Genomic DNA, 13183 nt, shown 5'->3' on the forward strand with positions numbered 1-13183 from the left:
GTGGCGTTACCCCCTTATAAAAAAAATGCCCATCTATTCGATGGGCATTTTTTTAAGGTAAACATATCTCTATGTTGCGCTTAACGGTGCGTTAAATCTGTGGCGTCTGCGTTACAACACCGTGATTTTGTCCTCGATGGCGTAATAAATGGTCCATCACAACAATCGCAAGCATTGATTCCGCAATCGGCACCGCCCGAATTCCCACACAAGGATCATGACGGCCTTTGGTGATTAATTCTGTTGGCTCACCAAACTTATCAATCGTTTGGCCCGGCACGGTAATGCTCGACGTCGGTTTTAACGCGATATTCGCCACGATATCTTGCCCAGTCGAAATGCCACCCAAGATGCCACCAGCATGATTGCTGCCAAAGCCCTGAGGTGATAACGCATCGCGATGCTCACTGCCCTTTTGTTTGACGACATCAAAACCATCGCCAATCTCAACTCCTTTGACGGCATTAATGCTCATCAGTGCGTGAGCAATATCAGCGTCTAGACGATCAAAGACTGGCTCCCCTAACCCAACAGGCACATTGGTTGCGACCACTTGAATTTTCGCTCCAACGGAATCACCCTGCTTTTTCAGATCGCGAATCAATTGATCAAAGGCATCGACTTTTGCGGCATCGGGACTAAAAAATGGATTATTTTCAATCTCATTCCAATCAACCGTATCAATCGCCACATCGCCCATCTGCGCTAAGTACGCACGCACTTCAACGCCAAATTCTTGCTTTAGGTATTGCTTAGCAATCGCACCTGCCGCCACACGCATAGCGGTTTCACGCGCTGACGAACGGCCGCCACCACGATAATCACGAATGCCGTATTTTTGATGGTAGGTATAGTCGGCATGACCCGGACGGAATTTGTCTTGAATGTCTGAGTAATCTTTTGAACGCTGATCGGTATTCTCAATTAACAGACCGATAGAAGTACCTGTGGTTTTACCTTCAAAGACACCTGAGAGAATTTTAACTTGGTCCGGTTCGCGTCGTGCTGTGGTGTAGCGTGATGTGCCAGGGCGGCGACGATCAAGATCAACTTGAATCATCTCTTCTGAAATTTCTAACCCCGGAGGGCAGCCGTCAACGATACATCCTAGTGCGATACCGTGACTTTCTCCGAATGTTGTTACTCGGAAGTGTTGTCCGATACTATTTCCTGCCATTGCGTCCTCAACTTTTAAGCTGTGATTGACCTGTTCACAGCGTTTCTTCCTGATGTTGGTAGATTCATAGTCGCTTGATTATTCATTGATGTAAACCCCCAGAAGGCAACAAAATCCGCGACACAAATAAAAAAAACGCCATGCACTAACAAGCACATGGCGTTTTAAATTCACTCTAACCGCTGAACTTAATCTTTGTAGATAGAGAACTCAGCTGCGTGCTCAAGCATTTGATCGCGAGTTAACAAGAAGACGCCGTGACCGCCGTTTTCGAACTCTAACCAAGTAAATGGGATATGTGGGTATTGCTCCATCATATGCACCATTGAGTTGCCCACTTCACAGATCAAGAAGCCTTTTTCAGTCAAGTAATCAGGCGCGTTCGCCAAAATACGGCGAACCAATTTTAGGCCATCAGTACCGGCTGCTAGACCAAGAGCTGGCTCATGCGTAAACTCTTCAGGCAAGCTGTTCATGTCTTCTTCATCCACGTAAGGTGGGTTTGAGACAATCACGTTATACTTCTCTTTTGGCAAATCACGGAAGAGATCAGAACGGATAGGGAAAACTTGTTGCTCTAAACCGTGATCTTGAACGTTAAGTTCTGCCACTTGCAGTGCGTCGGTTGAAATATCAATCGCGTCCACTTCCGCTTCAGGGAATGCGTTCGCACACGCAATCGCAATACAGCCACTGCCAGTACAAAGATCCATAATGCGAGTCGGCTCTTCAATCAGCCAAGGTTGGAATTCTGCTTGGATAAGCTCACCGATTGGAGAGCGTGGCACAAGCACTCGCTCATCAACGAAAAACTCAAGGCCACAGAACCATGCCTTATTAGTCAGGTATGCGGTTGGCGTGCGATCGTTAATACGCTTAACAACACGCTCAACGATGCGCATACGCTCACTCGTGGTAAGACGAGAGTTTAGTACGTGTGGAGGCACGTCAATTGGAAGGTAAAGGGTTGGCAAAATAAGCTGAACCGCTTCATCCCACGCGTTATCGGTACCGTGACCATAAAAAATATTAGCAGCATTAAAGCGGCTAACGGTCCAACGAACCATATCTTGAAGCGTGTGTAATTCTGATACTGCTTCTTCTACAAAAATCTTATCCAAAATTGCCTCCGAAAAGAGCTACAATACTGCCTTATGAAATTAACCCAGTCGTGTTAACCCACTTTATACCTATGAGCAAAGAAGACATCAACGCTGATGACGATTTCGCCCTTTTTAGGGATGCAGTACAAGGCGTAAAAAAGTTGCCACAGGATACCATAGTCCAGCAACCAACAAAAAACACTAAGCAAAAAGAAATCAAGCGAACCGCTCGAGAAAGCAGCGATGCAGAATTTTATTTCTCCGATGAGTTTGTTCCTCGGTTAAATGAAGACGGCCCCACCCGATATTCGCGTGATGATGTCTCAACTTACGAGGTGAAGCGATTACGACGTGGTGTCTACGTGCCTGACGTTTTCTTGGATATGCACGGCATGACGCAAGTGGAAGCCAAGCGAGAATTGGGCGCGATGCTTGCGTATTGCATTAAGAATGATGTGCACTGTGCCTGCGTTCTGCATGGGATTGGCAAACACATACTCAAGCAGAAAGCCCCACTTTGGCTGGCTCAGCATCCTGATGTGATGGCCTTTCACCAAGCGCCTCTTGAGTTTGGCGGGGATGGCGCCCTGTTGGTGCTATTGTCTATTCCTGAAAAGTAATGGCCGCATGAATAAAAAAGGGAGTCTCGCACTCCCTTATTTATGTGCCCAATGTTGAATTGAACTGGTGATCGATTAATGACGCAAATCAGGTGGGATCGGTAAATCGGCCGTTTTGAGATTTGGTCTTTGCCCGCCGCGCTTACGATATTGCTTAAGTTGAAAAACATACGCCAGAATTTGTGCCACCGCCGTAAACAGGCCATCCGGAATTTGCTGTTCAAGCTCCGTCGAGTGATACAGTGCACGAGCTAAAGGTGGAGCCGGAACAATATAGATATTGTGCTCACGTGCCACTTCACGGATTTTCATCGCCATGTGATCAACCCCTTTCGCGACCACTATGGGCGCTCGGTCGTTTTTCTGATCATAACGCAATGCAACAGAAAAGTGCTCTGGGTTGGTGATGATGACATCCGCTTGAGGCACTTCCGCCATCATTCTTCGCTGCGCCGCCTCGCGCTGCAACATCCGAATACGGCCTTTTACTTCCGGTTTACCTTCGGTTTCCTTGTATTCGTCTTTGACCTCTTGTTTGGTCATTTTAAGCTGATTGGCGTGCTGCCAAATTTGGAACGGAATATCAATCGCGACCACGATCAAGAGTGAGCAACTGATCAACAAAACAAAGTTCAGCAGGATATCTAAAGCATGGAAGATATTTTGAGGGTAAACATCCAAACTCAGCTGAAACAAGTCTTCTTTGGCGGCATTGATCAAATAAAACGCCATTCCGGACACCAAGCCAACCTTCAAAATCGACTTAATCAACTCAACCCAGCTTTGCATGCCCACCATGCGCTTCAAGCCACTCAGAGGGTTCATTTTTGATGCTTTTGGCATGGCTGCTTCGATCGAGAAATTGACACCGCCAACCCCAGCCGCGCCCACCAATGCCGCCACAAACAACACAGCAAGAATAATAAACAGTGGCAACATCAACGCACTGGCCGAACCAAGAACGATATCAAACAGCTTAGGAAGGTCATAAATCTCTTCACGAGAAAGCGTAAAGAAACGCCCCATGATGTCGTACAACGCGCGCGCCAACCCCTCGCCAAACCACATTAGGGAGACTGCACCAATCACCAATACTGACACCGACGCCAACTCTTTTGACCTTGCAACCTGCCCTTTTTCTCGGGCCTGTTGCAAGCGTTTGGGCGTGGCGTCTTCGGTGCGTTCTTGACCGTCTGACTCTGCCAACTCAGTCTCCTAAGACTTTGATTAACAATCTAAACGAATAAAGCGGCAAATCTGCTGCTCACCTTGTAGCCATATCAGCTCATAGTGAGTAAATAAGCCGCCAATGATGTACCAACACAAAAGTAGACCGACGATCAGCGCGAACGTGAAACCCAATGCAAAAATGTTCAACTGAGGTGCTGCTCGGGTCATCACACCAAATGAAAGGTTGATCGTTAGCAATGCAATGATACCGGAGAGCGACATACTCAGCGCCAATTTAAACATGGTACCAAGCCAGGTGGCTAACTCGTAAAAATCGACCGCCGTTAACGATCCCACGCCAATCGGCAAAGACTTAAAGCTCATCACGACGAGCAATAGCATTTTTAAATGGCCATCGGTCGCGAGGAAAAACATCGTCGCCAAAAACATAAATAGCTGACCAAGCAAGGGGGTATTTTGACCATTGGCCGGATCGACCATGGAGGCAAAACCCAAGCTCGATTGCATCCCCAAGATTTGACCCAAAATCACGAAGATCTGAATCATAAATTGAGTCACCGTGCCCATCGCAATACCAATCACGATTTGCTCGAACGTCACCACAAAACCCTCAAACGAGAGTAACGCGATCGTATCGGGTACTTTTGGTACGGCTGGCATAACGGCAAACGTAATGGCGAGACCAAGATAGAGCCGCACGCGCGTTGGTACAAAGCGTGCGCCCGTGACCGTCATCACCATCAGCATTGCGGCGATACGGGTGTAGGGCCAAAAGTAATTGGCGATCCAATCGAGAATGACATTAGCTGGGTATTCCATTGCGCCTCTTAGTACAGCACGAGAGGCAGACGCTCAATGATCGAATAAAAATACTCGGTCATCATTTGCGTCATCATATGAGCAAAGAACATCAAGGCCAGTAAGGTAATCACCAGACGCGGTAAAAAACTCAGTGTCTGTTCATTGATCGAGGTCGCGGCTTGGAAAATCGCCACCACTAAGCCCACCAATAAACTTGGGATTACAATGGCGCACACCATAATCAAGACCATCCACAGAGCATCTCGAAACAGTTCGACAAACATTTCAGGTGTCATGCGTCTCTCCCGTCACAAAGCAAAGCTGCCGGCTAAGGTTGAGAGAATTAAATTCCACCCATCCACCAGCACAAACAGCATCAATTTAAACGGTAACGAGACAATCATCGGCGAGAGCATCATCATACCCATCGCCATTAACACCGATGCCACCACCAAGTCGATAATCAAGAACGGCAGAAACAGCATAAAGCCGATTTGGAACGCCGTTTTCAGCTCTGATGTGATAAAAGCAGGGATCAACACCGCCATTGAAACCTCTTCTGGCGCGGTTGCACTTGAGCCAGAAATATTAACGAACGTCTCTAAATCTTTTACTCGTGTTTGCTTAAGCATGAAATCTTTCATTGGCGCTTGCGCCAAATCAAACGCTTGGCGAGCGGAGACTTGTTCGTTGATGTAGGGCTGAATTGCCGTGTCATTAATTTTATTCAACACCGGCGACATGATAAAAAAGGTCAGAAACATCGCGATACCAATAATCACTTGGTTAGACGGTGTTTGCTGCAAACCCATCGCCTGTCGCAAGATGGACATCACGACCACAATTCGGGTGAAGGAGGTCATCAAGATAACCATGGCTGGCAAAAAGCCAAGCATGGTCATCAAAGCTAGAATCTGCAAATTGACGGAGTAGTCTTCGGTGCCATTGGCGTTGGTCGTCACGGTAAACGCGGGGATCCCTCCGGTGCCAGAACCGGAAATCATGCTGCTCGATAATGTACGCGCTGCACCTTGCTCTTGTTCCATTGCGGAAACCGTGACCGACGGCCCAGCCACTGCGCCATTCATTGACGAGTCTGATTCTTGTGAGGCGTTAGCAAAGGTCGAAACAAACGCCAGCACAATCATGCATATCCATAAGGATAAACGATTATTTTTTATCATTCTTTTTTAACAGCTGAGTCAGTTGATTTGCAAACGGACTGGAAGCCAATTCCTCTTGAGACAACGGTTTTTCCAGCTTAGAGATCAATTGGATTGATTGTGGCGTCACCCCAACCAGAAATTGCTCTTCTCCCGCTTGGACAATCAAAATACGCTCACGCGTCCCCACCGCAACCTGACGAACCACATTTAAGCCTTTTTGATTCGTCATGGATGGTACGCGCAGGCGTTTTAGCATCCAAGCCATCAAAAGAATCAGGGCAATAACGAACAAAAGCGACCCAAACGTGGTCGCCCAATCAACTTGGCTAGACGGCGCGAAACTCGCGCCAAATGCCGATGGTGAAAGCAGTAATAGCCAGTATAAATTCGGCTTCATACGCTACCTTAGCTTCTTAATTCGCTCGGTTTGGCTAATCACATCCGTTAATCGAATACCAAACTTATCGTTCACGACGACCACTTCGCCGTGGGCAATCAGCGTACCGTTCACCAATACATCCAGCGATTCGCCCGCTAAACGCTCTAATTCAACCACAGAACCTTGATTCAATTGCAGTAGGTTACGAATGCTAATTTGCGATCGGCCAACTTCCATTGAGATGGTCACCGGAATATCTAAAATGGTATCAAGCTTACGGCGCTCATCATCCGAGATCGGGGATGACGTATCTTTCAGTTCGTCGAACTGCGCAGACATCACTTCATTCACATCAATATTGGGGGCGCTAGGATCTTCACCTAATGCCGCCGCCCATTCATCAGCTAGTCTTTGGTCGTCACTGATTTCCATAACTAAATACCTATTTATGTTTCGTTTTAATCTTCAATATCGCCATCATCACGTTCTAAATCGGAAATGACATCTTTTCCAAGAAACGCGATATCGGTTTTCACCACATCGGGACGCTTAATTTTTTCTGATACTTGGACGGCCAGTTTTTCACCGGAGCGGCCCATTTTCACGCGATAAGTCGGTAAATCTTCGACAAACATAACCGCATGTTCCGGCATATTAATCGGAATGATATCGCCAACTTGTAGCTCCATCAGATCGCGTAATGAAATGTCTTTTTCAAGCAAATCAACACGGAAGTTCACCGGGACATCCATGATCTCTTCACGCAAAGCGCTACTCCAGCGCACATCGGTTTCCATTTTATCCGATTGAACACCCGCATCGAGCAATTCACGGATAGGTTCTACCATGGAATATGGCATCACCATATGGAAGTCACCGCCACCACCGTCCACTTCAATGTGGAAGGAGCTCACAACGATCACCTCTGTTGGGCTCACAATGTTCGCCATGCTCGGGTTAACTTCGGAATCGAGGTATTCAAACTCAACCCCCATCACGGGAGACCACGCTTCTTTATAATCTTCAAATACAATTTTGAGCAATAGCTGAATAATGCGTCGCTCAGTGGGCGTAAATTCACGCCCTTCTATGCGCGCATGGAAACGGCCATCACCACCGAAGAAGTTTTCCACCAAAATAAACACCAAACGCGCTTCCATGGTGATCAGCGATGTCCCTTTTAAAGGTCTAAAGCGCACCATGTTCAAACTGGTTGGAACGTACAAGGTATTTTGGTATTCACCAAACTTCATCATCTGCACACCGTTGATCGAAACCTCAGCGGTTTTTCGCAACATGTTGAACAGACTGATTCGCATATGGCGGGCAAAACGCTCGTTAATCAATTCAAGCGTTGGCATTCGTCCACGAACGATACGGTCTTGTGACGAGAAATCGAAGTCTACCGCATCACTGTCAATAATGATGTCATCATCGACATCATCGACATCATCGACACCGTGTAAGAGCGCATCAATTTCGTCTTGGCTTAATAGATCGGTCACACTAATTCCTACTGGATAACAAAATCAGTAAACAATACCCGCTCAATGACGGGGTCGCCTACCGCACGAGTTAAACTCGCTTTAATATCATTGGTTGCTTTTTTACGCAGCTCCACTCGACCGGTCGCACTGCGTAATTGCTCAACCGTTGCCGAAGCAAAGGTACTGAGTAAGGTGCTTTCAATTAATGGTGAATGATAACGTGCCAAGTTTTCATTTTCTAAACCGCGAACCATCAATTGAACATTAATCTGAACCAAGCGGTCTTTTTTCTCGCCCAGCACATTAAATAAAAAAGGCTGAATGATATTTACGTAAGCTATCGGAGCTTCCAACGCTTCCGCGCTGAGTGGCGCGGTTTGTGGCGAAGGGCGTGAATCATTCTTGCCCATTAAGACAAAAGCCGCACTCACGCAACCGAGCAACAATACGAACACAGCAACCATTATGATAATGAGCTTTTTTTTGCTCTTAGGTGCGGTGTTGTCTACTTCTTCTACTGCCATAATCTCACGTTCTCTAACGATTCAATTCATTCATTTACGACGGCCTAGTTTAAGCGTAATAACTGATTCCATCACGCTTTGAGGCCACATTTAAATCAAGTTTAACGTCAGGTTCAAGGTTTTCTTCCCCTGTCGGCGACGACTCGTCGTTTCCACGTCCAGAACCGCTTTCATTCGATGCCGCGTAACGGTTTTGCTGCTGCCCTGAAGCCTGTTGTTGTACTGATGTGTCGGCTAATTGCACACCTTGCTGCGCCAACATTTCTCTTAAACGAGGCATGGCTTGTTCCACAATCTCGCGCGCTTGTGAGTTCGCGACAGTAAAGTGCACACTGGTGTTATCGCCATTCATATTCATGCGAATTTGCATTCGACCAAGCTCAGGCGGATCAAGGCGAATATCAATGTTTTTTAGGTTTTTCGACAGCATCATTTGAACCCGCTCTGCCACCTGCTCACTGGCCATTTCCCGATTGAGCGGCAGTGCCGGTTGTTGAGCGATTTGCTCTGGGCGTATCACGTTATTCACACCAGTCGCCTGACCTAATTGCTGCGCTAGCGCCGCCTCGATACCAACGGGTTGTTGACCATCCGCTGGTGATAACGAGCCCGCTGCGGCAACGCCTTTCAGTCCCATTGCCGCTTGCATCATTTGCTCAGCTTGCACTGCACTGGTGACGGATGGGCTCACCGAAGGTGGCACGGTTTGTAACAATTGTGACGCTGAAAGATTCATGGCGTCAGCGGGTATTAACGGCGCTGAATTTGTCGCGTTTGCATGACTGGCCACTTGAGATGCCGACGCAGCATTTGGCGCTGCGCTTTGCGCTTGTCCCAATGCAGTGGCGATTGCGGATGTCGAAGCACCTCCGCCCTTGAGTACCAACTCTTCTTTGATGGGTTTGGCAGCGTCCGTCACGACGTTCGTTTGGCTACCCCACGCAATGGCCGTCTCTTCTGGCGTTTCTTTTGTCGCGATAACCGACTCATCTGATGCCATGGACGCTACGCGCTCCGTTTCGACCAGTGGCTGAGCTTGGCTATCCGCCGATGCGGAGACCAAGCCAGTCAACTCGCCATTGGCATTCAAGACCGTTTGAGGATCACTCACCTCATCACTTAACGGATCAACATTCATGGACAACGATGCATCGGCAAGCTCTGACGGCATAATCGTTGACGACATAGCATTTGACGACTCAGCCTCAGCCTGAACGGACATTAACGGTGATGAGGTTTTTCCCTCTGCCGCCAACATAGCTGTATCTTGCAGTGGCAAGTCATTGCCGTTTTTCGTTTGTAATGATTTAACCGACTGATCTAAGCGGCCAAGAAACTGCTCATTTTCGGCCATCGACTGCTCGACTTGTGCCGATTTTTCGTTTGGTTGTTCCTGCAATGCTTGCTGTGCATTGACACCACCACTCAGTTCGTGAGCGCCAGCGTCTTCAAGTTGATTCTCTGCAAGGGGGGCTTGGTGACCTTCAACACGCTCACCGTCAAGTAAGACCTCCGCACCGTGATCATCCGATAACTCGACAACATCGCTTTGCTCTGCGGATGCTTCGGCTAATGCGCTCTTTGCCTCTTGCGTACTAGTGTCATTTAGAACCGTTTCCGTGTCCTGTTCACCCTGGATAAAAGCCGTCAACTTAGCAAAAAAACCATCGTCCTCACTCGCCTCTATCGCGGCGTTCTGACCTTCGATTGAGCCTTTGCTGACTTTGCTCACTTCGGTTGATGAGGATAAATTTACATTCATTATTCGCTGACTCACTCTCGGCTAACATACACGCATATAACAATAACAAGCGAGTGCGAGATACCGTCAAACATCGAGATTAGACAAGTATTCACAATGGCTTAATGGCTAAAATAGCCGTAGGTTTACAACCGATTAGAAAGCAAGATACGCGCCAGATATACAGAATCTACTTGGCAAAAGGGAGCGATAACTAAAACGATAACTAAAGAGAACGACGGGCGTACAACAAGGTTGAAAACTCATCCATCTGTTTTTGTTCACGGATGTTTTCTAGGCGCTGCTTCTCTTTTTGTTTTTTCTCAATCATCCATTCGTACGAACGGCGTTGCTTACGACACTCCAGCCAGTGCATTTCGCAGTTATCCACTTGCCCCTTAAAGTGTGACTCCGCTTGTTTTTGCTTCGACAATGTATTGTCGAGCGTGGTCAAAAAACGATTCAAGTGAGTGTACTGGCTGGCGGTTAAGCCTTGTTTACCGCGGTCAATTAACTGCTGACAGTAATCAAGGCGGTACTTTTCGATTTGTTCGAGCTGTTGATAATAACCATGCAATTCGCTGCGCGCTTGATTCAGCGCCAACACCGCTTGGTTTTCTCGCTCTTTCACTTGCTCAACCAAAAATTCTAATGCGTTATTCATGGGTTATTAGTCTCCTTTGAGTAAGCGGCCAAGCATGTTGACACACATATCATAAGGCACGCTTTCTTTCATCGTCTGCTGCAAGAAAGCATCAAGCTTAGGCTTTAAGGTAAACGCGGCATCAATCGCCGGATCGGTGCCCGGTTTATACGCACCAATCGAAACCAAATCTTGATTTTTACGGCAAATAGACAGCACCTGACGGACCGCTTTCGACATTAAGAGATGTTCATCTGTCGTGATTTGTGGCATCACGCGACTGACGGATTTTTCCACATCAATCGCAGGGTAATGACCGGCATCGGCCATTTCACGCGATAACACAACGTGACCATCCAAAATGGCTCGTGAAGCATCCGCAATTGGGTCTTGTAAGTCATCACCTTCGGTTAAGACGGTAAAAAAGGCCGTAATGGAACCTTGCTCTGGGCTGCCGTTACCAGCACGTTCAACCAAAGCAGGCAGCTTGGCAAATACCGACGGCGGATAACCTTTGGTGGCCGGTGGTTCGCCAACCGATAAGGCAATTTCACGCTGCGCTTGGGCAAAACGAGTCAATGAATCCATCAGCAATAAGACATCTAAGCCTTGGTCACGAAAGTACTCCGCAATCGTGAGCGCCGTTTGACAACCTTTCAGGCGCATCAATGGTGATGAATCCGCGGGCGCCGCAACCACGACCGAACGCTGTCGGCCATCAACCCCTAAAATTTCTTCAATAAATTCTTTTACTTCGCGGCCACGCTCACCAATCAATCCCACGACAACCACTTGTGCGGTCGTTCCTCGCGTCATCATTCCAAGCGTCACCGACTTACCCACACCAGAGCCGGCAAAAAGGCCAATACGCTGCCCTTTTCCGACGGTCAATAAACCGTTAATCGCTTTTAGACCCACATCCAGCGGTTCTGTGATCGGCTTGCGTGACAGTGGGTTGATCGGCTGAGCATTAAATGAAGCGCGTTTTTCCGTGTAGATTGGCCCCAAACCATCGAGTGGATTGCCAACACCATCAATAACGCGGCCGAGCAGCTCCATTCCGACAGCCAAACCAGTTTCGCTGGTGAGCGGGGTTACTTTTGCCCCAGGCATGACGCCGGTGATCTGCTCACTCGGCATGAGAAAGAGGTTATCCCCTGAAAAGCCGACGACTTCCGCTTCCATTTCACCTTGCATGGTCTCAACCGTGCACAAGCTACCGATAGGGGCTCGGCATCCTGTCGCTTCTAACGTCAGGCCCACGACGCGCACTAACTTGCCCGACGCAACAGGACGACAAGTCAATCCTTTCGTTTTATATTGAGAGAGGCGTTCCGCCAGTGGTAACACTACTCACCACCTTGATGGCGGTTGGTCCCACAAAAACTCTGTAAAACGCTACGAATGCGTTCTTCGATACGATAGTTTACGCTGGATTCCCCTGCCTCAATTTGCACGTCCCCACGATTAAGCGCGGGCTCAGAGAGCAGTGTCCAGTTTCTAAATTCGAGGTTTTCTTCCCCATACGATGAGCGAATGATCTCAACGTCATCAGGATGAAGTTTTAGCGTAATGGCATGACCTGAGATAGGCAGTGATTCAACCGATTGTTTAATGGTATCCAGCACAACTTGTGGGTTGGTTTGCACCTCAACATGCACCACTTCTTTGACCAGCGTTAATACCATGTCAACCAGTTGCTTCTCGACCTGAGCATTCATCAGCTCCAGCGGTTGAGCAAATTGGTTGGCCAGCGTCACAAAGGTTTGCACTTGCTGCTGAATGAACTCTTGGCCTGCGGCCACGCCTTCTAGCTTGCCCGCTTCCAAGCCTTCTTTCTGGCCGTCTTCTAGACCTTGCTCTTTGCCTTTCTCGTAACCTTGTTTGAAGCCCGCTTCTTGACCTTGGTGCAAACCTTCTTGATAAGCTTGCTGCTTAATCAGTTCAATTTCTTGCTCAGTCAGTGTCGCTGGAATCTCTTCTTCGGGTTCGTTGAAATTTGGCATCCAACTGGGGTCGTAATTCATCGCCGTTTCACGCGCTTGACCGTGATGCTCAGGCGTATAGTCAGGCAAGCCCCATTTTTGGGCTTGTTCTATTTGCTGATCGTCATCAAGACGTAAAAAGCCACGTTTTCTCTCACCAGTCATGCTATTTACCTGTCGCGTCCAAAATTAGAGGAATTCATCAGCGCCGCCAGAGAGCATCAGCTCACCCGCGTCCGCCATACGACGAGCAATCGCCAACACTTCTTTTTGTGACGCTTCTACATCAGAGACTTTAATTGGAGGCATTGCGTCCAAATCATCGCGCATCATTTCACCGGCACGCTTCGACATGTTCTTAAAGAT

At 47.9% G+C, this 13183-nt stretch carries 16 protein-coding genes; 1 reads left to right on the plus strand and 15 read right to left on the minus strand.

The features are described from left to right. Positions 1-91 precede the first annotated feature (91 nt). Both aroC and prmB read right to left on the minus strand, forming a co-directional pair. A complete protein-coding gene (gene aroC / locus OJ16_RS10055; RefSeq protein WP_040989993.1) occupies positions 92-1177 on the minus strand; it encodes a chorismate synthase in 1086 nt (361 codons plus the stop codon). A 188-nt stretch (positions 1178-1365) separates the two neighbouring features. Further along, a complete protein-coding gene (gene prmB / locus OJ16_RS10060) occupies positions 1366-2298 on the minus strand; it encodes a 50S ribosomal protein L3 N(5)-glutamine methyltransferase (protein ID WP_040989994.1) in 933 nt (310 codons plus the stop codon). A 71-nt stretch (positions 2299-2369) separates the two neighbouring features. Here prmB and smrB point away from each other — a divergent pair, with 71 nt between their 5' ends. Further along, positions 2370-2900 carry an endonuclease SmrB gene (smrB, locus tag OJ16_RS10065; RefSeq protein WP_040989995.1) on the plus strand — a complete coding sequence of 177 codons (531 nt, stop codon included), beginning with the start codon at positions 2370-2372 and terminating at the stop codon, positions 2898-2900. Between the two features lie 75 nt (positions 2901-2975). Here smrB and flhB read toward each other — a convergent pair whose 3' ends face one another. The 13 genes from flhB to OJ16_RS19770 all read right to left on the minus strand — a co-directional run. Continuing rightward, on the minus strand, positions 2976-4106 hold the full coding sequence (gene flhB, locus OJ16_RS10070) for a flagellar biosynthesis protein FlhB (protein WP_040989998.1): 1131 nt from the start codon (positions 4104-4106) through the stop codon (positions 2976-2978). 21 nt (positions 4107-4127) lie between these two features. Next, positions 4128-4910, minus strand: coding sequence for a flagellar biosynthetic protein FliR (fliR, locus tag OJ16_RS10075; RefSeq protein WP_040990000.1), 783 nt, complete (start codon positions 4908-4910; stop codon positions 4128-4130). A gap of 8 nt (positions 4911-4918) precedes the next feature. Then, positions 4919-5188 (minus strand): flagellar biosynthesis protein FliQ, encoded by a 270-nt coding sequence (fliQ, locus tag OJ16_RS10080; protein ID WP_040990002.1) that lies wholly within the window; start codon positions 5186-5188, stop codon positions 4919-4921. 12 nt (positions 5189-5200) lie between these two features. After that, positions 5201-6076: a flagellar type III secretion system pore protein FliP gene (gene fliP / locus OJ16_RS10085; protein ID WP_040990004.1), complete on the minus strand. Its 876-nt coding sequence runs from the start codon at positions 6074-6076 to the stop codon at positions 5201-5203. Then, positions 6063-6455: a flagellar biosynthetic protein FliO gene (fliO, locus tag OJ16_RS10090; RefSeq protein ID WP_040990006.1), complete on the minus strand. Its 393-nt coding sequence runs from the start codon at positions 6453-6455 to the stop codon at positions 6063-6065. The genes fliP and fliO overlap by 14 nt, the downstream gene beginning before the upstream one ends. 3 nt (positions 6456-6458) lie before the next feature. Further along, positions 6459-6869: a flagellar motor switch protein FliN gene (gene fliN, locus OJ16_RS10095; RefSeq protein WP_040990008.1), complete on the minus strand. Its 411-nt coding sequence runs from the start codon at positions 6867-6869 to the stop codon at positions 6459-6461. A 26-nt stretch (positions 6870-6895) separates the two neighbouring features. Further along, complete coding sequence (gene fliM, locus OJ16_RS10100; RefSeq protein ID WP_040990010.1) at positions 6896-7942, minus strand: flagellar motor switch protein FliM; 1047 nt, start codon at positions 7940-7942, stop codon at positions 6896-6898. Between the two features lie 8 nt (positions 7943-7950). Then, positions 7951-8448, minus strand: coding sequence for a flagellar basal body-associated protein FliL (fliL, locus tag OJ16_RS10105; RefSeq protein ID WP_040990012.1), 498 nt, complete (start codon positions 8446-8448; stop codon positions 7951-7953). A gap of 49 nt (positions 8449-8497) precedes the next feature. Continuing rightward, complete coding sequence (locus OJ16_RS10110; protein ID WP_040990015.1) at positions 8498-10210, minus strand: flagellar hook-length control protein FliK; 1713 nt, start codon at positions 10208-10210, stop codon at positions 8498-8500. A 205-nt stretch (positions 10211-10415) separates the two neighbouring features. Continuing rightward, positions 10416-10853, minus strand: coding sequence for a flagellar export protein FliJ (gene fliJ / locus OJ16_RS10115; RefSeq protein ID WP_040990017.1), 438 nt, complete (start codon positions 10851-10853; stop codon positions 10416-10418). Positions 10854-10859: 6 nt separating this feature from the next. Beyond that, positions 10860-12182 (minus strand): flagellar protein export ATPase FliI, encoded by a 1323-nt coding sequence (fliI, locus tag OJ16_RS10120; RefSeq protein WP_040990019.1) that lies wholly within the window; start codon positions 12180-12182, stop codon positions 10860-10862. Continuing rightward, the gene (gene fliH / locus OJ16_RS10125; RefSeq protein WP_040990021.1) at positions 12182-12982 is read right to left on the minus strand and encodes a flagellar assembly protein FliH; all 801 of its coding nucleotides are present in this window, start codon (positions 12980-12982) and stop codon (positions 12182-12184) included. Before fliH ends, fliI begins: the two co-directional genes overlap by 1 nt. Before the next feature lie 24 nt (positions 12983-13006). Further along, a partial coding sequence (locus OJ16_RS19770; protein ID WP_328286859.1) for a FliG C-terminal domain-containing protein occupies positions 13007-13183 on the minus strand: 177 nt, incomplete at its 5' end.

The organism is Vibrio renipiscarius, assembly GCF_000827885.1.
Classification (GTDB): Bacteria; Pseudomonadota; Gammaproteobacteria; order Enterobacterales; family Vibrionaceae; genus Vibrio; species Vibrio renipiscarius.

Bases quoted from the DNA above. Each gene is read 5' to 3' on its own strand.
- aroC (WP_040989993.1), bottom strand. From the start codon at position 1,177: ATGGCAGGAAATAGTATCGGACAACACTTCCGAGTAACAACATTCGGA.
- smrB (WP_040989995.1), top strand. From the start codon at position 2,370: ATGAGCAAAGAAGACATCAACGCTGATGACGATTTCGCCCTTTTTAGG.
- fliR (WP_040990000.1), bottom strand. From the start codon at position 4,910: ATGGAATACCCAGCTAATGTCATTCTCGATTGGATCGCCAATTACTTT.
- fliQ (WP_040990002.1), bottom strand. From the start codon at position 5,188: ATGACACCTGAAATGTTTGTCGAACTGTTTCGAGATGCTCTGTGGATG.
- fliP (WP_040990004.1), bottom strand. From the start codon at position 6,076: ATGATAAAAAATAATCGTTTATCCTTATGGATATGCATGATTGTGCTG.
- fliO (WP_040990006.1), bottom strand. From the start codon at position 6,455: ATGAAGCCGAATTTATACTGGCTATTACTGCTTTCACCATCGGCATTT.
- fliN (WP_040990008.1), bottom strand. From the start codon at position 6,869: ATGGAAATCAGTGACGACCAAAGACTAGCTGATGAATGGGCGGCGGCA.
- fliL (WP_040990012.1), bottom strand. From the start codon at position 8,448: ATGGCAGTAGAAGAAGTAGACAACACCGCACCTAAGAGCAAAAAAAAG.
- OJ16_RS10110 (WP_040990015.1), bottom strand. From the start codon at position 10,210: ATGAATGTAAATTTATCCTCATCAACCGAAGTGAGCAAAGTCAGCAAA.
- fliJ (WP_040990017.1), bottom strand. From the start codon at position 10,853: ATGAATAACGCATTAGAATTTTTGGTTGAGCAAGTGAAAGAGCGAGAA.
- fliH (WP_040990021.1), bottom strand. From the start codon at position 12,982: ATGACTGGTGAGAGAAAACGTGGCTTTTTACGTCTTGATGACGATCAG.